The sequence below is a fragment of the Burkholderia ubonensis subsp. mesacidophila genome (genome assembly GCF_002097715.1).
In the GTDB taxonomy this organism is placed as follows: domain Bacteria; phylum Pseudomonadota; class Gammaproteobacteria; order Burkholderiales; family Burkholderiaceae; genus Burkholderia; species Burkholderia mesacidophila.
The window spans coordinates 427,425-446,491 of sequence record NZ_CP020738.1; the positions used below are offsets into that span (position 1 = coordinate 427,425).

At 68.7% G+C, this 19,067-nt stretch carries 20 protein-coding genes; 12 read left to right on the top strand and 8 right to left on the bottom strand.

What is annotated here, in order from left to right:
- Positions 1-9 precede the first annotated feature (9 nt).
- Complete coding sequence (locus B7P44_RS19475) at positions 10-468, top strand: Lrp/AsnC family transcriptional regulator (protein ID WP_009691375.1); 459 nt, start codon at positions 10-12, stop codon at positions 466-468.
- A 104-nt stretch (positions 469-572) separates the two neighbouring features.
- Positions 573-1,142, top strand: coding sequence for a hypothetical protein (locus B7P44_RS19480; protein WP_084907385.1), 570 nt, complete (start codon positions 573-575; stop codon positions 1,140-1,142).
- Between the two features lie 36 nt (positions 1,143-1,178).
- On the opposite strand, the gene B7P44_RS19485 is transcribed toward B7P44_RS19480, so the two are convergent.
- A complete protein-coding gene (locus tag B7P44_RS19485) occupies positions 1,179-1,811 on the bottom strand; it encodes a LysE family translocator (RefSeq protein WP_084907387.1) in 633 nt (210 codons plus the stop codon).
- 87 nt (positions 1,812-1,898) lie between these two features.
- Positions 1,899-2,813, bottom strand: coding sequence for a helix-turn-helix domain-containing protein (locus B7P44_RS19490; RefSeq protein ID WP_084907389.1), 915 nt, complete (start codon positions 2,811-2,813; stop codon positions 1,899-1,901).
- Between the two features lie 308 nt (positions 2,814-3,121).
- On the opposite strand from B7P44_RS19490, the gene B7P44_RS19495 reads away from it, so the two are divergent.
- From B7P44_RS19495 to B7P44_RS19520, 6 genes are all read left to right on the top strand, one after another.
- Positions 3,122-4,195 (top strand): porin, encoded by a 1,074-nt coding sequence (locus B7P44_RS19495; protein WP_084907391.1) that lies wholly within the window; start codon positions 3,122-3,124, stop codon positions 4,193-4,195.
- A gap of 127 nt (positions 4,196-4,322) precedes the next feature.
- Entirely contained in the window at positions 4,323-4,646 is a 324-nt protein-coding gene (locus B7P44_RS19500) for a hypothetical protein (protein WP_084907393.1), read from the top strand.
- A gap of 110 nt (positions 4,647-4,756) precedes the next feature.
- Positions 4,757-6,004: an MFS transporter gene (locus tag B7P44_RS19505; RefSeq protein ID WP_084907395.1), complete on the top strand. Its 1,248-nt coding sequence runs from the start codon at positions 4,757-4,759 to the stop codon at positions 6,002-6,004.
- A gap of 39 nt (positions 6,005-6,043) precedes the next feature.
- On the top strand, positions 6,044-6,904 hold the full coding sequence (locus B7P44_RS19510; protein WP_084907397.1) for a dihydroorotate dehydrogenase electron transfer subunit: 861 nt from the start codon (positions 6,044-6,046) through the stop codon (positions 6,902-6,904).
- Positions 6,897-7,877, top strand: coding sequence for a dihydroorotate dehydrogenase (locus B7P44_RS19515; RefSeq protein ID WP_084907399.1), 981 nt, complete (start codon positions 6,897-6,899; stop codon positions 7,875-7,877). Before B7P44_RS19510 ends, B7P44_RS19515 begins: the two co-directional genes overlap by 8 nt.
- Positions 7,874-9,205 carry a hydantoinase/carbamoylase family amidase gene (locus tag B7P44_RS19520; RefSeq protein WP_084909914.1) on the top strand — a complete coding sequence of 444 codons (1,332 nt, stop codon included), beginning with the start codon at positions 7,874-7,876 and terminating at the stop codon, positions 9,203-9,205. Before B7P44_RS19515 ends, B7P44_RS19520 begins: the two co-directional genes overlap by 4 nt.
- Before the next feature lie 26 nt (positions 9,206-9,231).
- Here B7P44_RS19520 and B7P44_RS19525 read toward each other — a convergent pair whose 3' ends face one another.
- Positions 9,232-9,792: an SLOG cluster 4 domain-containing protein gene (locus B7P44_RS19525; RefSeq protein WP_084907401.1), complete on the bottom strand. Its 561-nt coding sequence runs from the start codon at positions 9,790-9,792 to the stop codon at positions 9,232-9,234.
- 274 nt (positions 9,793-10,066) lie between these two features.
- Here B7P44_RS19525 and B7P44_RS19530 point away from each other — a divergent pair, with 274 nt between their 5' ends.
- The 4 genes from B7P44_RS19530 to B7P44_RS19545 all read left to right on the top strand — a co-directional run bounded on the left by B7P44_RS19530 (position 10,067) and on the right by B7P44_RS19545 (position 14,273).
- The gene (locus B7P44_RS19530) at positions 10,067-11,293 is read left to right on the top strand and encodes an aromatic ring-hydroxylating dioxygenase subunit alpha (RefSeq protein ID WP_084907402.1); all 1,227 of its coding nucleotides are present in this window, start codon (positions 10,067-10,069) and stop codon (positions 11,291-11,293) included.
- Positions 11,290-12,687 (top strand): SLC13 family permease, encoded by a 1,398-nt coding sequence (locus B7P44_RS19535; protein ID WP_084907404.1) that lies wholly within the window; start codon positions 11,290-11,292, stop codon positions 12,685-12,687. The genes B7P44_RS19530 and B7P44_RS19535 overlap by 4 nt, the downstream gene beginning before the upstream one ends.
- Before the next feature lie 22 nt (positions 12,688-12,709).
- Positions 12,710-13,687, top strand: coding sequence for a PDR/VanB family oxidoreductase (locus tag B7P44_RS19540; protein ID WP_084907406.1), 978 nt, complete (start codon positions 12,710-12,712; stop codon positions 13,685-13,687).
- A 76-nt stretch (positions 13,688-13,763) separates the two neighbouring features.
- Entirely contained in the window at positions 13,764-14,273 is a 510-nt protein-coding gene (locus tag B7P44_RS19545; protein ID WP_084907408.1) for a P-loop NTPase family protein, read from the top strand.
- A gap of 76 nt (positions 14,274-14,349) precedes the next feature.
- Here the strand turns inward: B7P44_RS19545 and B7P44_RS19550 are convergent, their stop codons facing one another.
- The 5 genes from B7P44_RS19550 to B7P44_RS19570 form a co-directional block, all read right to left on the bottom strand.
- The gene (locus B7P44_RS19550) at positions 14,350-14,682 is read right to left on the bottom strand and encodes a DUF2322 family protein (protein WP_084907411.1); all 333 of its coding nucleotides are present in this window, start codon (positions 14,680-14,682) and stop codon (positions 14,350-14,352) included.
- A 45-nt stretch (positions 14,683-14,727) separates the two neighbouring features.
- Positions 14,728-15,429, bottom strand: coding sequence for a flavin reductase family protein (locus B7P44_RS19555; RefSeq protein ID WP_084907413.1), 702 nt, complete (start codon positions 15,427-15,429; stop codon positions 14,728-14,730).
- 126 nt (positions 15,430-15,555) lie between these two features.
- Positions 15,556-17,364 (bottom strand): hybrid sensor histidine kinase/response regulator AtsR, encoded by a 1,809-nt coding sequence (atsR, locus tag B7P44_RS19560; protein ID WP_084907415.1) that lies wholly within the window; start codon positions 17,362-17,364, stop codon positions 15,556-15,558.
- The gene (locus B7P44_RS19565) at positions 17,361-17,861 is read right to left on the bottom strand and encodes a putative pterin-binding protein (RefSeq protein WP_084907417.1); all 501 of its coding nucleotides are present in this window, start codon (positions 17,859-17,861) and stop codon (positions 17,361-17,363) included. The genes atsR and B7P44_RS19565 overlap by 4 nt, the downstream gene beginning before the upstream one ends.
- Before the next feature lie 45 nt (positions 17,862-17,906).
- On the bottom strand, positions 17,907-18,782 hold the full coding sequence (locus B7P44_RS19570) for a response regulator (protein WP_084907420.1): 876 nt from the start codon (positions 18,780-18,782) through the stop codon (positions 17,907-17,909).
- Positions 18,783-19,067: the final 285 nt, after the last annotated feature.

Consider the following 19,067-nt stretch of genomic DNA (forward strand, 5'->3'; position numbering starts at 1 on the left):
GGATGCCAAATGAAGCTTGATGCCATCGACCGGCGGATTCTGAGCGCGCTCCAGCGCGACGGCCGCATGCAGAACGTGGAGCTCGCGCACGAGGTCGGGCTCTCGCCGTCGCCGTGCCTGCGGCGCGTGCGGCTGCTCGAGGAAGCGGGCGTGATCGAGAAATACGTGGCCGTGCTGAACCCCGCGAAGGTCGGCAAGGGGCTGACGATCTTCACGCGCGTGTGGCTGAAGGGGCAGGACGCGGAATCCGTGAACCGCTTCGCCGACGCCGTCCAGCAGATGCCGGAAGTCGTCGAGTGCCATCTGATGGCGGGCGACTGCGATTTCCTGCTGCGCGTCGTCGCGGCCGACATCGACGACTACCGGCGTTTCCAGATGGAATACCTGACGCGCATTCCGGGCGTGCTGAGCGTGAAGACCGACATTCCGATGCAGAAGGTCAAGCTCACGTCGGCGCTGCCGACGTAGCGCCGCACCGGTGACAATCGCCGGATAAACTGGCGGGCCAAGCCGCTTCGCCGCGCGCCAGGTCATGCGTCGGGACAGATGCGCTACTTCTTGTCGAGCCCTTCATGCCGCCACTCAACAATCCGTGGAATTCGCTGGAAATCGTCAAGCTCGTGCTCGGCGTGCTGACGCCGCTGTCGGTGGCCTGCCTCGGTTGGCTCGTCGCGCGCCGGCTCAAGCGGCTGGAACTCGTGCAGTGGACCAACCAGAAGCTGATCGAGAAACGGCTCGCGCTCTACGACGCGGTCGCGCCGCTGCTCAACCAGCTGCTGTGCTTCTACACGTGGGTCGGCCACTGGAAGGACATTTCGCCGGACGACGTGATCCGGGCCAAGCGCGAGCTGGACCGCACGTTCCATATCTACCGCTACCTGTTCGGCGACGACGTGTACGACGCGTACCACACGTACATCCATGCGCTGTTCGAGACGCACACGGGCGCGGGCCAGGATGCGCGAATCCGTTCGCTCATCGAGGCGCCGAACGGCGATCGCACGAAGCATGGCGCGTACGCGTGGAACCCGGCGTGGTACGGGCGGTTCGCGATCGCGAACGTCGTGGACGGCGCCGAAGTGCGCGCGCACTACACGCGGCTGATGGAGGCGCTGCGCGTTTCGCTGGGCGCGAACCGATGAATTGGCGGCCGGCGCGACGTGGATGCGACGCGCGGGTCAGCTCCGCCCGGCGGCCGCGAGCCGCGCGGCGAGCCCGACGAACACGGTGCCGAGCAGGTACTGCGGCAGCTTCGACGGACGCCGGCGCGCGCCGATCCGGCGGCTCAGCCGGCTCGCGGACACGATGACCGCGCCGTTGACCACGAGGCCGATCAGGTTGAGCACGGTCGCGAGCACGAGAATCTGCACGGCGATCGTGCCGTTCTCCGGCCGGATGAATTGCGGGAACAGCGCCAGCACGAACAGCGCCATCTTCGGGTTGAGGAGGTTCGTCGTCAGGCCCTGGCGAAAGATCGTCGTGGTGGGGCGGCGCGGGGCCGACGCGTCCGGCGTCAGCGACGTCGCGTCCGAGCGGAACGTCTTCCACGCGAGATAGAGCAGGTACGCGGCGCCGGCGAAGCGCACGGCGTCGTACGCGATCGGCACGGCCAGGAACAACTGCGACAGGCCGAGCGCGGCGGCCAGCGCGTGGCAGTAGGTGCCGGCCTGGATGCCCGCCAGCGTCGCGAACCCGGCGCGCCGGCCCTGGCTGACGCTGCGCGACGCGATCAGCAGCATGTCGGGGCCGGGCGTGGCGGTCAGCGCGAGACACGCGCCGGAGAACAGCGCGAGCGTGGAGAAGTCGATCATGGGCGTTCCTTTGTACCGGTTCGGCGCAAAAGGAAGAACAGTGTAGGAACGCGCGCGATGCCGGTCAACCGCGCGATCGACGTGGCGCTACACGCGGTCGAGCAGGTCGACGAGCAGCTTGGCCCCGTCGGCCCCTTTCGTGGAATCCGTCCACAGCCGGTCGATCATCTTCCGGTACATCGCGACGGCGTCGGCTGACGTGGTGATCGTCGCGATGCCGGTGCGGATGTTCGGCAGCTCGCCGAGCCGGAACGGCGACACCGCGATATGCGCGCTGTCGTCGTCCTCGAAGATCTGGAAGGTCTCGTTCGGCAGGTTGTCGCTGACGATCCCGATCCGCACGCCCTTGGCATCGTCCTCGAGCATTCCGACGATCCGCATCACCTCGCGGCGCGCGGCGAGCTTCCGCTCGAGCTGCACGCCGGGCGGCAGCCCGAGGCGGCCGACCAGGCCGTGGTGCAGGAACTGCTCGATCTGGCGCAGCCCGATCAGGCTCGTCACGTTCAGCGGGGCGCGCCGGAACGCGGCTTTCCGGTCCGCGAGGATCGCCATCACTTTCGACTGCGTCTGCCGCCACGCGGCATCGGTCAGCGACGGCGGGATGCTTTCCTCGAGCATCTGGCGCAGCCAGCCTTCGTAATCGTCGGACGTCAGCAGGAACGAGAACGGATCGAAATGCGCGACGATCCGCTGCGAGCGGCTTTCGAGCTGGCGCATGCGCTCGAAGTAGCTGATCGCCGAATCGTGATACTCGACCTCGACGCCCATCAGGTTCGCGAGCGACACGCCGAACAGCGCGGCGAGCCGCTCGAGCGTATCGATCTTCACGATCTCGCCGCGTTCGAGCTTATAGACCGCCGCGCGCGAGATGTTCAGGCGCTCGGCGACATCCTCGCTGCGCAACTCGGCGGCCATCCGGTACGCACGCAAGCGCTCGCCAATGCTGTTGAAGTCGAAGCGCGCGCCACGCAGGCGCGTTTTTCGGGATCCGGCTGTGGACATGGGGTACCCCTGGGTGGCAGGTGAAAAAAATCGACAGACACCGTGTTGCGCGAAGGCGCCGCGACGACCGATGTTTGTCTATTTTTTTGTATCGGGTATTTTAACGTAGACGACGGCGGATGCACGCACACCCGCGGCTTGCGGTCGTCTTGTGCGCGGCAGCGACCGGCAACCGGCTCGTGTCCACGCGGGTGCGCATCGTCTAAATATTTGGACAGTCGGCGAAGGCGCAGACGCTGTCGGCGATGGCGACATCGCACTTTCCAACCATTCCCACGTACCGGCCCATTGCGCCGGGAGGAGAAAACATGACCCCACGGACCCCGCTGACCCGATACCGGGCAGGATTCCTGATGGCCGGCGCGGCAAGCGCGCTGTGCGTCGCGCCGCTCGCGCACGCGCAGTCGAGCGTGACGCTGTACGGCGTCGCCGACGCTTTCGTCGGCGCGATGAAAGCTCCCGGCGGCCGCACGGCGGTCGTGCAGTCGGGCGGCGGGATGACGACGTCGTTCTGGGGTATCGGCGGCACCGAGGATCTCGGCAACGGCAACAAGGCCGTCTTCGTGCTCGAGAGCTACTTCCAGCCGCAAAGCGGCGCATACGGCCGCTACGGCGGCGACAGCCCGTTTTCGCGCAACGCGTACATAGGACTGCAGACGCGGTTCGGCCAGCTTCGCGCCGGCCGCATCACGACGCCGCTGTATCTCGCGACGATCCAGTTCAATCCGCTGTTCAATTCGTACACGTTCTCGCCGATGATCTTCCACACGTTCAAAGGCGTGGGCGCCGAGGGCGTGGTCGGCGATTCGGCGTGGAACAACGCGCTCGCCTATACGAGCCCGACGTTCGGCGGATTCAATGCGGGGCTGCTGTATGCGCTCGGCAATACGGCCGGCCGCAACGGCGCGAAGAAATGGAGCGTCAACGCGAACTACGCGCGGGGGGCGTTCGCGGCCGCCGCGGTCTTCCAGTACGTGAATTTCAGCGCGACGCCCGGCGATCTCGGCGGCGCGCTCGCCGCGGCACCCGGCCTGTCGAGCCAGCGCACGGTGCAGGTCGGCGCGTCGTACGACTGGCGGGTCGTGAAGCTGTTCGCGCAGTACATGAACGTCGCGAGCCGCGCGCAGCGCGGCAATTTCCACGGCGATACGGTGCAGGCGGGCGTCAGCGTGCCGATTGGCACCGGCGCGCTGCTGGCAAGCTATGCGTACACGCATTCGAGCAGGTCGCTCGCCGACGGCGAGCATCGCAGCACCGGCGCGCTCGGCTACGACTATCCGCTGTCGAAGCGCACCGACCTCTATTCGGCGATCAAGGTCGATCACGTCGGCGGGCTGTCGACCGGCATCACGTACGGCGCGGGCCTGCGCACGCGTTTCTGACGAAGGCGCGCAATGCGAGGCTTCGCGCGCGGTTTCCCGCGCAGTTTCCCGGTATACCCCGATACATCGGACGCTTGCATTCCATTTTTGATGCGAGTAGTCTAAATATTTAGACGAGGAGGAGAGCATGAACCTTTTGGACGCCACGCAGTGGCTGGCACAGGACATCGTCGGCTTTTCCGACATTCACCGGTTCGCCACGCGCTGCCGGGACGCGGCGGCGCCGCACGGGCGCGAATCGGCTGCGCTGGTGCTGCTCGCGCAGGCGGCCGCGACGTTCGCCGAGCGGCAGGAGGGCGTGGCGGTCTGCACGGAGACGGTGCAGGCGTTTCTCGCCGGGCTGCGCGAGCATGCGCGGCGGCTGAGCGACGCGAGCCTGCGCTCGGACGACGCGCTGCTCGCGGCGCTCAACGGTTTCGCCGCGCAGGTGTCGAAGGAACTGGTCGTCTGAAGCACGGCGCCGGCGCCGATCCGCCCGGGCCGCTTGTCTAAAAAAAACGACAGACGGCCGCGATGCGGATCGCCGGCATCGATATCCCCCTCCTCACGATACGGACAATCATGGAAGCGAACCTTCGATCCGCCGCGGCCGCGCCCGCCGGCGAACCGCCCGAGCGGGTGTCGCGCTACGCGTGGAAAGTGCTGGCCGGCTCGGCCATCGGCTATGCGATGGACGGCTTCGACCTGCTGATCCTCGGCTTCATGCTGCCGGCGATTTCGGCGTCGCTGCAGCTCGGCGCGCAGCAGGCGGGGGCGCTCGTCACGTGGACGCTCGTCGGCGCGGTCGCGGGCGGCGTGATCTTCGGCGCGCTCAGCGATCGCTACGGCCGCGTGCGCGTGCTGACCTGGACGATCCTGCTGTTCGCGGTGTTCACCGGGCTGTGCGCGTTCGCGCAGGGCTTCTGGGACCTGCTCGCATACCGGACCATCGCCGGCATCGGCCTCGGCGGCGAATTCGGCATCGGCATGGCGCTCGCGGCCGAAGCGTGGCCGGCCAGCAAGCGTGCGCGCGTGTCGTCGTACGTGGCGCTCGGCTGGCAGAGCGGCGTGCTCGCGGCGTCGCTGCTGACGCCGCTGCTGCTGCAGAGCGTCGGCTGGCGCGGCATGTTCGCGATCGGCGTGCTGCCCGCGATCGTCGCCTGGGTGCTGCGCAACAAGCTGCACGAGCCGGAAGTGTTCGTCCGCAGCAAGCAGCCGGCGCGCACGGGCGCGCGCTTCCGCCTGCTGTTCGCCGATGCGCGCACGACCCGCACGAGCATCGGCATCGTCGTGCTGTGCGCGGTCCAGAACTTCGGCTACTACGGGATCATGATCTGGATGCCGACGTTCCTGTCGAAGCAGCTCGGCTTCTCGCTGACGAAATCCGGGCTGTGGACCGCGGTGACCGTGCTCGGGATGATGGCCGGCGTCTGGGTGTTCGGGCACCTGGCCGACCGGATCGGCCGCAAGCCGACGTTCCTGCTGTACCAGGTCGGCTCGGTGGCGATGGTGTTCGCGTATTCGCAGCTGACGGACCCGGCCACGATGCTGTGGGGCGGCGCGCTGATGGGCATGTTCGTGAACGGCATGGTCGGCGGCTACGGCACGCTGATGTCCGAGGCGTACCCGACCGCGGTCCGCGCGACCGCGCAGAACGTGCTGTGGAACGTCGGCCGCGCGATCGGCGGCCTCGGGCCGCTCGTCGTCGGCGCGCTTGCCGCGCGCTACTCGTTCCAGATCGCGATCGCGATGCTGGCCGCGCTGTACATGCTCGACATGATCGTCACGGTCACGCTGATTCCGGAACTGAAGGACCGCGCGCTCGACTGACGCGCGCGCCGTCCGGCCAACCGCAACGAGGAGAAAACGATGGACGTGATCGATGCGGCGCGCGACTGCGCGCAGCCGTGGGCGGCCGGCGTCGCCACGCACACGTGCGACGTGGTCGAGCACCGGGCGGTGAACCGGCGCTATCGCTACCTGCGCGTGCGAGCCGACGCGCCGCTCGCGCGCGTCACGCAGGCCGGCCAGTTCTATCAGCTGGTCTGCCCCGTCGGCGATCTGTACCGCCCGTTCCTGCCGCGCCCGATGAGCGTGTACGGTGTCGGCCCCGACGCCGGCGAAATCGAGTTCCTGTACAACGTGACCGGCGAAGGCACGCGCGCGCTCGCGCAGCTCGGCGCGGGCGACCGGCTGCCGATCGTCGGGCCGCTCGGGACCCCGTTCACGCTCGACCCCGGCGCGCGGCGGCTGCTGCTCGTCGCGCGCGGCGTCGGTCTCGCGACGATGGCGCCGCTCGTGCAGCGGGCGGCACGGGCGGGCATTGCGCTGACGGTCGTGATGTCGGCGCGCACGCCGGACGACCTGATGACCGCGGAATTCCTGCGCGGCGCGCCGGCCGACGTGCATGCGGTGTTCGACAGCGACGGCACGTCGGCGGTCGCGAACGTGGACGCGCTGCTGCGCGACGTGATCGCGCGCGATCGGCCGGACGCGGTCTACACGTGCGGCTCGCAACGGCTGCTCGCGCTGCTGCAGCGCGTGCTTGCCGACCATCCGTCGATGCGCGGCGAGGTCGCGCTCGAGCAGCGGATGGCGTGCGGGATGGGCGTGTGCCTGTCGTGCGTGCGGATGTTCGACGACGGCGAAACCCGCGCATTCCGGCGCGTGTGCCGCGAGGGCCCGGTGTTCGCGATTCGCGACGTGGTGGCGGAGGTGGAGTTTGGCTGACCTGACCGTACGCGTGGGCGAACTGCGCCTGCGCAATCCCGTGATGCCGGCCTCCGGCTGTTTCGCGATCGAGTATCGCGACGCGCTCGACCTGAGCGGGCTCGGCGCGCTCGTGATCAAGAGCGTGTCGCCCGTCAGCCGCCCGGGCAACCCGACGCCGCGCGTCGCCGACGCGGGCGACGGCATGCTGAATTCGATCGGCATTCCGAGCCGCGGAATCGACGATTACCTTGAACACGTGCTGCCCGCGTACACCGGTTACGGCACGCCGGTCGTCGCGTCGGTGTCCGCCGATACGGCGGACGCGTTCGCGAGCGCGTGCGCGGCGCTGTCGCGGCCGGACGTCGCGGCGATCGAGGCGAACATCTCATGCCCGAATCTCGAGGCGGACGGCATGGCGTTCGGGATGGACGCGGGCACGACCCGGCAGGTCGTCGACGCGATCCGTCGGCGCACCGGGCATCCGCTGTGGGTGAAGCTGACGCCGAACGCGGGCAACATCGCGACGATCGCGAAAGCGGCCGAGGACGCGGGCGCCGATGCGGTCGTGATGGGCAACACGGTGCTCGGCATGTCGATCGACGTGCGCACGCGCCGGCCGTCGCTCGGCAACGTGATGGGCGGCCTGTCCGGGCCGTCGATCAAGCCGATCGCGCTGCGGCTCGTCCACCAGTGCTACCGCGCCGTGTCGATTCCGGTGATCGGCTGCGGCGGGATCCGCAGTGCCGCCGACGCCGTCGAGTTTCTGCTCGCCGGCGCGAGCGCGGTGCAGGTGGGCACCGCGTCGTTCCGCGATCCGGGCGTGATGCGCACGATCATCGACGGGCTCGCGCAGTTTTGCGCGGACGAGGGCATCGGCGCGATCGCGTCGCTGACCGGGCAGGTCAGGCTCGACGCGGACCTGGGCGAGCGCTGGCGGCGCTTTTGCGCGGCGCCGGCGCGCGCGGGCGGCACGCTGGCGGAGACGCAATGAACGGGCATGCAGACTGGCCGGGCGCGCCGGCGGACGGCGACGCTCGTGGGTTCGCGACGCCCGACCCGGCGGCGCTGCCGCTTGCCGAACTGACGGCGCTCGCCGAGCAGTGGTTCGACGAGATCCGCACGCTGTCGGCCGACGGCGCGGGCGTCACGCGCGAGAGCTACGGCGCGAGCGAAACGGCGGCCGCGCAGCGGCTCGCGGCGCACGCGGAACGCGAGGGCATCGCGGTGCGCACCGACCGCGCGGCCAACCTGGTCTTCAGCCTGCCCGACGCGGATCCGCAGGCGAGCGCGATCTGGGTCGGCTCGCATCTCGACTCGGTGCCGCACGGCGGCAACTACGATGGGCTCGCGGGCATCGTCGCGGGGCTGCTGTGCCTCGTCGCGCAACGGCGCGCCGGCCGGGCGTCGCCACGCCCGCTGAACGTGATCGCGCTGCGCGGCGAAGAGAGCGCGTGGTTCGGCAAGGCCTATATGGGATCGAGCGCGCTGTTCGGCCGGCTGAAGCCGGACGATCTCGCGATGAAGCATCGCAGCACCGGCCAGTCGCTCGCCGACTGCATGGCGGCGGCGGGCGTCGACGTCGACGCGGTGCGAGCGGGCAAGCCGCTGTTCGACGTGCGGCGCGCCCATGCATACCTGGAGCTCCACATCGAACAGGGGCCCGTGATGGTCGCGCGCGGGCTGCCGGTCGCGGTCGTGTCCGGCATTCGCGGCAATGTGCGGCACAACTCCATCAGCTGCATCGGCGAGGCCGGCCACTCCGGCGCGGTGCCGCGCAACCTGCGGCACGACGCGATCTTCGCCGTCGCCGAGCTGATCACGCGGCTCGACGAGCACTGGCGCCGGCTGCTCGAACGCGACATCGATCTCGTCGTGACGACCGGCATCGTGTCGACCGACCAGGACGAGCATTCGATTTCGCGGATTCCCGGCCAGGTGCATTTCAGCTTCGAGGCGCGCAGCGAGAGCACGGAGACGCTCGACGTCTTCCATGAGCTGTTGCTCGCCGAATGCAATTCGATCGCGCGCGAGCGCGGCGTGCGGTTCGATTTCGATCGGCGGCTGGCGAGCGCGCCGGCGCGCATGGACGCCGCCCTGCGCACCGCGCTCGCCGACGCGTGCGCGCGGCTCGACGTGCCGTTCGCGACGCTGCCGAGCGGCGCGGGCCACGACGCGGCGCTGTTCGCGAACGCGGGCGTGCCGAGCGGGATGCTGTTCGTGCGCAACGAGCACGGGTCGCACAACCCGCACGAGGCGATGGCGATCGACGATTTCATGCTGGGCGTGCGCGTGCTCGCCGACACGATCGAGCGGCTGTGAGCGGCGCTACGGCGACGTGCTGCCGCTCACGCAGGCGGGACGTTCGCGCCTGCGTCTCCCTCCGCGCGGCTCACCTGCGCGAGCACGAACGCGTAGACGTCGTCGAGCGCCGACACGATGCGCGTGCCGGCCGCGACGCCGTCGAACGCGCCCGCGGGGCCCACGCAGATCAGCGGTTTCGCGAAGCGCGTCGCGAGGCGGATCTCGTCGAGCGTGCCCTTGCTCCCCGGCAGCGCGACGACGACGTCGCTCGTCAGCACGTTCACGTAGTTGCGGCTCAACGCGTCGTCAGGCGCGTCGGCTTCCTTGCGCGGCAGCGGCGTGACGATGGACAGGTCGATGAACGGATTCGGATAGCCGGCGATCGGCACGAAACCGAACAGCGGATGCGTTTCGCTCGGCACGATGCCGATCGAGCGGCCGCGACGCCCCGGCGTGCTCGCGTACGCGCGCGCGACCGACAGCATCACGCCGCGGCCGGCGCCGGTCAGCAGGTCGAATCCTTGCGCGGCGATCCACGTTCCGAGCGGCGTCGCCAACTCCGGCCATTCGTTCTTGCCCGAGCCCATCACGCCAATGATCGCCATCTTGTCCTCCTGGTTGGCCGACGCGAGGCGCGCCGATCCCAGCGATCGTGCGTGCCGTCCGTCTTTTTAATTATACACATCGGCCGATTTCCGGTAATGAGGCACCGACGAAGGCGTGAAAATTGTGGATTTTCCCGCCTTGCATTTTTCCTTCACTTTATTTAGTCTAAAAAAATAGATTTATCGACGGACGTATCGCGGCTCGAGGGTTCGCCGGTACGCAGACGTCTCCGGGGCGCTACAGCCCGCTACAACCTGAGAGAGAGGTGTATTCATGCTTGACCACGCCACCAACGAACTGCTGACCCGCGTGGGGCCGGGCACGCCGTGCGGCGAGTTGCTGCGCCGCTACTGGCATCCGGTCGGTTATTCGTCGGAGCTGGCTGAAGCCGGCCAGACGAAACGCGTGCGGATCCTCGGCGAGGACCTGGTGCTCGCGCGCACCGGCAACGGCGGCGTGCTGCTCGTGCAGGAGCGCTGCCCGCATCGCGGCGCGTCGCTGCTGTACGGCTTCGTCGAGGAGGAGACGATCCGCTGCGCGTATCACGGCTGGCAGTACAACGCGGCCGGCGAATGCGTGGAGCGGCCGTTCGAATCGGCGAAGGCGAGCCGCATGTGCAAGAAGCTGATCGACAGCTATGCGACGCACGAATGCGGCGGGCTGATCTTCGCGTACATGGGGCCGGCGGAACAGAAGCCCGCGTTCCCGAACTGGGACATCCTCGTGCGCAACGACGGCGTCCGCCATTTCGAGGTGCAGGACGACCTCGCGTGCAACTGGTTCCAGGTGCAGGAAAACGCGGTCGACGTCACGCACACGTACTACACGCATTCGAAATACTTCGAGCATCTCGGCATGCGCGACGCGTCCGGGTTCGGCAAGCCGTTCAAGCGGTTCGGCTTCCAGCGCTTCGACTGGGGGATCGTGAAGAGCTGGGAATACGAAGGCGAGGGCCGCGGCTGGGGCAACCTGATGGTGTTCCCGAACATGCTCCGCATCATGACCGAGATGCACTGGCGCGTGCCGGTCGACGATACGACGACGCGGATCGTCTGGGTGTCGTTCACGCCGAACGCCGACGGCGCGCAGCCGCAAGCGGACGCGGCGCCGAAGATCGTCCGGCAGCCGGCGCGCACCGACGCATCGGGCCGCTACCTGATGGACACGTTCATGAGCCAGGATGCGATGGCGGTGGAGACGCAGGGCCCGATCTTCGATCGTTCGCGCGAGAACCTCGGCGCGTCCGATCGCGGGATCGTGATGTTCCGCCAGATGCTGCAGGAGCAGATCGACGCGGTCGCGCGCGGCGAGCGGCCGGTCGCGAACGTGTACGGCGGCGCGCCGGACGTGACCGACCTGCGCGAATGGATGGGCGGCTATCTGCCGATGAGCTGCGCGCCGGACCCGACGTTCCGCCAGCAGCGTGAATTCGGCGACATCTTCGACGAGTCGCACGTCGAATACGAGATCCCGGCGAACTCGCCGGTGATGCGCGCTTGAGCGGCGGTGCGATCGGCGGGCCGGGCCGCGCGGCCGGCATGCTGACGGGCGGCCGCGTCACGGCCGCGCTGCTCGCGGCGGGGCTCGCGACCGTCGCCGCGCTCGGCGCGCGCGGCGCGCTGTCGGCCGGCGACGCGCGGATCGTCGCGATCGTGTTCACCTGCATCGTGCTGTGGGCGACGGGCGCGGTCGCGAGCCTCTGGGTGTCGCTGCTGTTCTTCTTCCTCGCGGCGACCTGCACGTCGGTGCCGACCGCCGAGATCTTCTCGGGCTTCGGGTCCAGCGCGTTCTGGCTCGTGTTCAGCGGCGCGGCGATCGGCTTCGCGCTGAAGGAGAGCGGCCTGAGCGAACGGATCGGCATCGCGCTCGCGCGCCGGATCGGCGGCTCGTACCTGAAGGCGCTGCTCGCGTTCGCGATCCTGAGCTTCCTGCTGTCGCTCGTGATGCCGTCGACGTTCGGGCGGATCGCGATCCTGATCCCGATCGCGCTCGGCTACTGCGACGTCGTGAAGCTCGGCGCGCACGCGAACGGGCGGCGCGGCATCCTGCTGCTCGTGATCGTCGGCTCGTACGAACTGGCCGCCGCGGTGCTGCCCGCGAACCTGCCGAACGTGATCATGGCGGGGATTCTCGAGCAGTCGCACGGGCTGCACCTGCGCTTCTCCGAGTATCTGCTGCTGTTCTTTCCGGCCGGCGTGGTCGTGCGCGGCGCGGTGCTGGTGCTCGCGTCCTACTGGCTGTTCGCGGATACGGTCGGCGAAGTCGAGATTCCGGCGGCGCGCGTCGCGCTCGGCCGCCGCGAATGGCACGCGATCGTGCTGCTCGCGATCACGCTCGCGCTGTGGTTCACCGACGCCGTGCATCACATCGCGCCCGGCTGGGTCGGGCTCGGCTTCACGCTCGTCTACTTCGCCACGTCGCCGCCCGCGCAGCTCGAGCGCTTCACCGCGACGCTGAAGATGGACCTGCTGTGGTTCATCGCGGCGATCATCGGGCTGACCGCGCTCGTCAACCATCTCGACATGCGCGTGCCGGACACGCTCGCGCTCGACGCGCTGCGCGACAGCCCGATGCTCGCGTACTTCGCGCTGACCGCGCTGTCGATCGTCGTCTGTTTCGCGGTCACATCGAACGCGGAACCGGCGCTGTACGTGCCGATCGTGTCGCGCTTGCTCGCGCAGGGGCTGCATCTGAAGGCGGGCCTGCTCGCGCAGGTGATGGGCTATGCGACCACGGTCCTGCCGTACCAGTCGCCGCCGATCGTGTTCGGCAACGCGCTCGCGCAGCTGGACCGGCGCGCGGCGCTCCGATATTGCGTCGCGACGGCGCTGCTGGGCGTGGTGTTCGTGATTCCGGTCAATGCGTTGTGGTGGCGGCTGATCGGGCTGCTGTGAGTTTTCCTGAACGGGGATTCCAATGATCGACAACGATCTGATTGCCGCGCGCGTGATCGCGCGCGAGCGCGTCGCGTGCGACGTGATTTCGCTGCGGCTCGTCAGCGACGCGCCGGGTCTCGCGCTGCCGGCGTTCGAGGCCGGCGCGCATATCGACCTGCATCTGCGCGACGGGCTCACGCGCAAGTACTCGCTGTGCAACGACCCGATCGAGCACGGCGTGTACGAGATCGCGATCAAGCGCGAGCCGGCGTCGCGCGGCGGCTCCGCGCACGTGCACGACGCGATCCGGGTCGGCGACGTGCTGCGGATCGGCGCGCCGCTGAATTACTTCCCGCTCGCGCCGGACGACAGCCCGGCGGTGCTGCTCGCCGCCGGGATCGGCGTGACGCCGTTGCTCGCGATGGCGCACAGCCTGTTGCGCGCGGGGCGGCCGCTCGCGTTCCACTACTTCGTGCGTTCGGCCGACGCGGCCGCGTACGGGGCGACGCTCGCGTCGCAGCTCGCGAACGTCGCGACGGTGCACACGGGGCTGACGCCCGATGCGACCGGCGACGCGATCGCGGCGATCGTCGGCGCGATGGATGCACGTTCGCATCTGTATTTCTGCGGGCCGGCGCCGTTCATGGCGGCCGTCGATGCGATCGCGCGCCCGGCGCTCGGCGACGCGCGGCTCCATCACGAGCATTTTTCCGCGCCGGCCGCCGACCAGACGGTCGGCGCGGGCGAGACCGCCGGGTTCGAGATCGAGCTCGCGCGCTCGCGGCGCACGCTGCGCGTGCCGCCGCAGCAGTCGATCACCGATGTGCTGTACGACCACGGCATCGAGGTCGCCACGTCGTGCGAGGCGGGCGTGTGCGGCGCATGCCGGACGACCGTGCTCGGCGGCACGCCCGATCATCGGGACGCGTTCCTGAGCGCGGCGGACAAGGCCCGCAACGATTGCATGATGCCGTGCGTGTCGCGATGCCGCGGCGAACGGCTGGTGCTGGATCTGTGAGTTGCCATGGGGGCGGCGGCCCGGCCTAGCCATCCGGTTAGACTGACGTTCCTGTCCGCCTCCGGCCCAGCGTCCCATGGATCTCACCAGAACGATCGTCATCGGCAATTCCGGCTCGGGAAAGAGCTGGCTGGCGCAACGCATCGCCCGGTCGCACGCGGCGACGCTCGTGGATCTCGACCTGATTCACTGGCTGCCCGGCGGTTTCGACCAGCCGCGGGACCGCGACGACGCGATGCGCCTGGTCAAGCGCGCGGCCGGGCGTGACCGCTGGGTGATCGAAGGCATCTACGGCTGGCTGGTCGAAGGGATACTCGCGGATGCGACGGCGCTCGTCTGGTTGCGCGTAGAGCCGGCCGATTGCGTCGCCGCGATCCGGCAGCGCGGGATTCGGCGCGGCGGCAGCGAAGCGTCGCTGGCGGCGCTGCTGCAATGGGCCGCGACGTATCGGAGCCGTCAGGGCTCGAGTGCGTACGCCGCGCACGAGCGGATCTTCGACGAGTTCCGGCGCGATCGCTTGTGTCTGTCGAGCCGTGACGAAGTCACGGCGTTCGCTGCGTCATTGGCCGATTCCCGACAGGCGTGATGGCCCGGTCAGCGGCGATGGCGGCAATCCCGGCGAGCGGGCGAAGCGGGTGGGAAATGCCGCCGCGCCCGCGCGCTCAGGCCCGCGCGACGACGTCGATGCGCAGCGGCTCGCCGCCGGCCGCGATCGCGAGCAGGTGGTCGACGTTCGGATGCGCGCCCGGACGGTTGCGCGCATCGGCCGTATGTTCGGCGAACACCGCGAGGCCGTGCTCGGCCGCCTTCGCGTCCAGCGCGCCGAACGTCTGCTGCAGGTAGTGGTACACCGCGAGCGAGCCCTGCTTGCCCGGCTTGTTCTCGATGGTCGCGACCACGTCGCCGTGGCCGTCGACGAGGTCGATGCGCTCGATGCCGTCGATGGACGGCAGTTGCGCGAGGTTGTCCTTGAATACGCTGGTCGGTTGAATCACTGGAAACGCTCCGTCGGTTCGGTAAAGGGCATCGCGGGCCGTATCTTATCCGATCGGCTGCGGCGAGTCGGCGGCCGTTCGCGCGCGGTCAACGTCCGGGCTGCGATACAGGCGCTCGGGAATCTCCGCGAGCCGCGACGCGCGAACCTGCCGCGGCGCGAGCCCGTAGAACTTCTGGAAGCTCATGATCAGCGGCGACCACTTGTCGGGATCGATGCGGTCCGGATCGCCGTCCATCAGCAGGTCCGGATGCACATGCACGCGCTGAATCCGCACCTCGAACACGCAGATGCGCCCGCGCCCTTCCGGGGAATCCTCGGCGACACCGTGCCGGGCCGCCACGACGGCTTCCAGGTGCACCGGACATTCGAGCGCGCGCGGCGCCGCCACCGTGTCGGACGCCGCTTCGGTGAGCCCGGCCCGCCCGAACTTGTCGGGCTCGTACACGTAGCCGCGCGCCTGCTTGGACGCCGGCACCGGGCTGGCGCCCGTCGTGCGCGCGATGCGGTCCACCGCATCCGCCTGCGCCGCCGACGGCAGGTTCAGCACGCACTCGCCGGTGCGGATCAGGTTCTGCGTGGTCCGGGAACTGGCCGCGAGGCCGAGCACGCCGCGCCAGCCGAGCCAGAAGGCGGACGACATCGGCGCGAGGTTGGCCGTGCCGTCGTCGTTGCGCGTGCCGATCAGCACGACGGGCGTGCCGAAGTAGAGGATGTTCGGTTCGCAGATGCGATGCGGAGCGTTCATGGTCGGGGCCTTCGGGTGACGGGATCAGGCTTCATGCTGATCCGTTCGCCGCCGGTCGACGCTCCGCTTCTTGTGATGTCATTCGGCGGCGAGCGTCTGCAAGCCCGCCATCCGCACGAAAACCCGCTACCCGACCAGCTGCTCCACCAGCGCGCCGAGTTCGCCCAGGTGCACGGGCTTCGGCAGGAACGCGTCGAAGACGGCCTTGTGCGCCTCCAGCGCGGCCGATTCGTACGCGCTGACGCCCAGGATCGCCGCGCGCCGCGTGCCGTCCGCCGGCGACGCGGCGAGGATCCGCTTCGCGACCTCGACGCCGTTCAGGTCGGGCAGCTCGAGATCCAGCAGCACGATGTCGTAGCGGCGCTCGGCGAAACGCGCGACGCCTTCGCTGCCGGTGCCGCACAGGTCCGCGTGGATGCCCAGCGCCGCCAGCATCGAGCCGAGCGTTTCGCGCGCGTTGTCGTTGTCGTCGACGACGAGCGCGCGGCGGTCGCGCCGGGTCGTCGCGTGCGGCGACGCCGGCGCGTCGCCTGCCGCCTCGCCGCTGTCGGGCACTTCGACCGGCAGCGTCACGACGAATTCGCTGCCTTCCCCGACGACGCTGTGCACGTCGATGTGCCCGCGCAGCGTCGTCACGATCTGGCGCACGACGGCGAGGCCCAGGCCGATGCCGTCCACGTGCAGGCCCGCCGCGTCGTTCGCGCGGTAGAACGGCTCGAAGATCTTCGACAGATGCGGCTTCGCGATGCCGGCGCCGGTGTCGCGCACGGCGATCTTCAGCTTCGGGCCGGCGGGCGCGTCGAGCAGCGTCGCGCTCACGTCGATCGTGCCGCCGTTCGTGTACTTGACCGAGTTCTCGATCAGGTTGGACAGCACCTGCTGCAGCAGCTGGCGATCCGAGCGCACGGCCAGGCCGGGCGGATCGACGCGATGCGACGCGTGGATGCGCTTGGCCGAGATCCGCTCGCGAAACGGCTCCAGCGCGTCGGCCAGGAGCGGCGCGATGCCGACGATTTCCGGTTCGGCGCGGCGCCGGGTGGAGCGCAGCTTGATGTAGTCGGTGAGGTCCCTCACCAGCGCTTCGAGCGACGACGCGGAGTTCTGCAGCCGCCGGATCGTCTTCAGGTTCGCGTCGGACTGCGGCCGCGCGAGCAGGATCTCGATCGACCCGCAGATCGCCTGCAGCGGCGTGCGCAGCTCGTGGCTGACCATGCCGAGGAACGCGTTCTTCGCCTCGACCATCTCGAACGCGCGGTCCGACGCCTGCTTCTCCGCGACGAGCGCGGCCTGCTGCCGCTCGAGCAGGTCGTCGCGCGTGCGCACCGTGTAGAACAGCAGCAGGAATAGCGCGCCGAGGATGACGCCCAGGATGACGCCGAGGATCAGGATCGCCTGCTGCTTCTCCTTCAGCTGGTGGAACGTGAAGTCCCGCTGCGCCATCTCGATCGCGCGGAAGTAGTTGGCGAGGGCGTTGACTTTCGGCCAGTACGCGTCGACGTCGGCCGCCATGCGCCGCGCCGCGCCGCGCGCGTCGCGCAGCGCCGGCACCTCGCGCTGCAGGCGGGCCATGAATTCACCGAGCGTCGCGATGTCGTCGCGCGCCTTCGGGATGCGCAGCCAGTACTCGGACACTTCGGACGGCCGCTGCAGGAAGCCGAACGACGCCGACAGCGCATCGAGCTGCGTCTCGACGCGGTCGAAGTCGTCGTCCTGGCGCGTCGCGTAGAGGATCAGCTGCCGGTCGAACCGGCTGTACGCGTTCCGGTATTGCGCGGCGGTCCAGAACACCCCTTCGCGCGGGCCCTCGAGCACGCCTTCGTTGACCGACGTCGCGAGCAGGTCATGCAGCAGGAACGCCCATGCGGCGAAGCCCAGGATCCACAGGGAGCCGAGGACGACGATGATCTTGCGCTTCTTCCATCGCCTAGCGGTCATTTCACGGTGAGGCCGATGACCTGCCACGCGAACTTCGCTTCCCCGAGCGGCGTCTTCAGTTCATCCGCGAACTGGTCGCGCGGATACATGATCCACAGCGGCCCGTAGCTGGCGTTGTCGAGCACCTTGCCGTTCATCTTGCGGGCGAGGATCACGCCGTACTTGTCGGCGTCGGACGCGGGGATCGTGAACGTGTATTCGTCGATGCAGCGAATTTCGAGCTGCGTGCCCTTCGCGCCGACGATCTTCAGCACGTCGGCGAGGCGCGGGCCGCTGAAGGTCGCCACCGGCGTCCAGCTCGTCGAGGTCGTGATCGAGTGCTGCGGCAGCGCCATCAGCGCCTGTTCGGAAAAGACGTACGCGACTTTCCCCGGCTGATTCGACTTCGTGATGTTGCCGTCGACGGTGAACTTGAACGGCGCGGCCCAGGACGCGGCGGCGGCGCCCAGCAGGCAGGCCAGCAGCAGGCCTTGCAACCAGATTCTCGGAATGCGCATGGTTTCCTCTCGCTTGTTGTCGATGTGCGGTGGGCTCGACCGGGTTCAACCCGCGGGCGCGTTGAACGGCTGGACGATCTTCAGCTCGCGCGCCACCTCGGCGAACAGGATCGGCAGGCGGACCGGCTTCTCCTCGCAGCGCGCGTTGAAGTGCGACACCACGCGCGCGATCTCGTCCTCGCTCGCCTCGCCGGTGGAGATCTTGCCCGTCAGCAGGAAGATCGGCGCGTCGCCATTTTCGCTCGAACGGATGCTGCGCACGAGATCGGCGGCGGTCTGGTCGCCGAGCATCCAGTCGAGGATGTAGCCGTCGAAATCCTCGACTTCCAGCGCTTTCCGGAATGAAGCGCCATCGTAGTAGGGGATCGCGTTTACGCCTTTTTCGATGAAGTATTCGCATACCGTCTCGGCCACGTCCGGCGAATCGTCGACCACGGCGATCCGCGCCGCGTACGCCTGCTGCTGGGTCGAGCGAAGCTCGATCACGTCGACGGGATAGGTGCGGCCTTCATGCGCGTGCTGACGTTCGATGACGATCCATTCGCCTTGCGACTGGAACGCGACGAAATCCGATTCGGCCTGGCTGCTCGCCTTCGTCGAGATCGCGGCCCGGCACCGGAAGCGCCGCGCTTCGATGACGAGCGTCGCGTCGAGCATCTCGGGGGCGGCGCCCGCATGGGCGCCCTTGTCGTCGAGCAGGATCGCGGGCGGCACGCCGAAGTGCGTCGCGATGTCCCGCAACTGCGACAGGTTCCACGGGATCAGGCCTTTCATCTTGCGGGTGACGACGGAAAAGCTGAGGCCGAGCACGTTCGCGATCGTCGTGTTGTGGCTGCGCGGCGGGATGCCGTTGCGGGTCAGGAGGTCGCGCACCTTGGTGGCGGTGATGAGGTCGGCGTTGGCCTGCTCGCTGTTGGTCATCTCGATATGGTCTCCGGTGGTTTGCGCGTCGAAGCATAGCAAAGCTGACGCGCTATGCAAACTTCAAAATAAGAATCGGCTTGACATGCCATTTTTCTCCATTATTATTGCTCACCACGTCACTATTGTTTGTCGCGTCATGTTTGGAGAGCGCGACAAAACGTGACGAACGAGTCAAAGAAGGGAACCTGAGAGAGCCTTGGGCCGAGCGCCGGCGCTGGTGGATGTCCACCGCGCCGCGCGCCCGACCGGGTATGAGCCCACGGGGTGTGATGGCTCGAATTG

Excerpts from the sequence above, each read along its gene's own strand:
- B7P44_RS19475 (WP_009691375.1), top strand. The coding sequence starts at position 10 with ATGAAGCTTGATGCCATCGACCGGCGGATTCTGAGCGCGCTCCAGCGC.
- B7P44_RS19480 (WP_084907385.1), top strand. The coding sequence starts at position 573 with ATGCCGCCACTCAACAATCCGTGGAATTCGCTGGAAATCGTCAAGCTC.
- B7P44_RS19485 (WP_084907387.1), bottom strand. The coding sequence starts at position 1,811 with ATGATCGACTTCTCCACGCTCGCGCTGTTCTCCGGCGCGTGTCTCGCG.
- B7P44_RS19490 (WP_084907389.1), bottom strand. The coding sequence starts at position 2,813 with ATGTCCACAGCCGGATCCCGAAAAACGCGCCTGCGTGGCGCGCGCTTC.
- B7P44_RS19495 (WP_084907391.1), top strand. The coding sequence starts at position 3,122 with ATGACCCCACGGACCCCGCTGACCCGATACCGGGCAGGATTCCTGATG.
- B7P44_RS19500 (WP_084907393.1), top strand. The coding sequence starts at position 4,323 with ATGAACCTTTTGGACGCCACGCAGTGGCTGGCACAGGACATCGTCGGC.
- B7P44_RS19505 (WP_084907395.1), top strand. The coding sequence starts at position 4,757 with ATGGAAGCGAACCTTCGATCCGCCGCGGCCGCGCCCGCCGGCGAACCG.
- B7P44_RS19510 (WP_084907397.1), top strand. The coding sequence starts at position 6,044 with ATGGACGTGATCGATGCGGCGCGCGACTGCGCGCAGCCGTGGGCGGCC.
- B7P44_RS19520 (WP_084909914.1), top strand. The coding sequence starts at position 7,874 with ATGAACGGGCATGCAGACTGGCCGGGCGCGCCGGCGGACGGCGACGCT.
- B7P44_RS19525 (WP_084907401.1), bottom strand. The coding sequence starts at position 9,792 with ATGGCGATCATTGGCGTGATGGGCTCGGGCAAGAACGAATGGCCGGAG.
- B7P44_RS19530 (WP_084907402.1), top strand. The coding sequence starts at position 10,067 with ATGCTTGACCACGCCACCAACGAACTGCTGACCCGCGTGGGGCCGGGC.
- B7P44_RS19540 (WP_084907406.1), top strand. The coding sequence starts at position 12,710 with ATGATCGACAACGATCTGATTGCCGCGCGCGTGATCGCGCGCGAGCGC.
- B7P44_RS19545 (WP_084907408.1), top strand. The coding sequence starts at position 13,764 with ATGGATCTCACCAGAACGATCGTCATCGGCAATTCCGGCTCGGGAAAG.
- B7P44_RS19555 (WP_084907413.1), bottom strand. The coding sequence starts at position 15,429 with ATGAACGCTCCGCATCGCATCTGCGAACCGAACATCCTCTACTTCGGC.
- atsR (WP_084907415.1), bottom strand. The coding sequence starts at position 17,364 with ATGACCGCTAGGCGATGGAAGAAGCGCAAGATCATCGTCGTCCTCGGC.
- B7P44_RS19565 (WP_084907417.1), bottom strand. The coding sequence starts at position 17,861 with ATGCGCATTCCGAGAATCTGGTTGCAAGGCCTGCTGCTGGCCTGCCTG.
- B7P44_RS19570 (WP_084907420.1), bottom strand. The coding sequence starts at position 18,782 with ATGACCAACAGCGAGCAGGCCAACGCCGACCTCATCACCGCCACCAAG.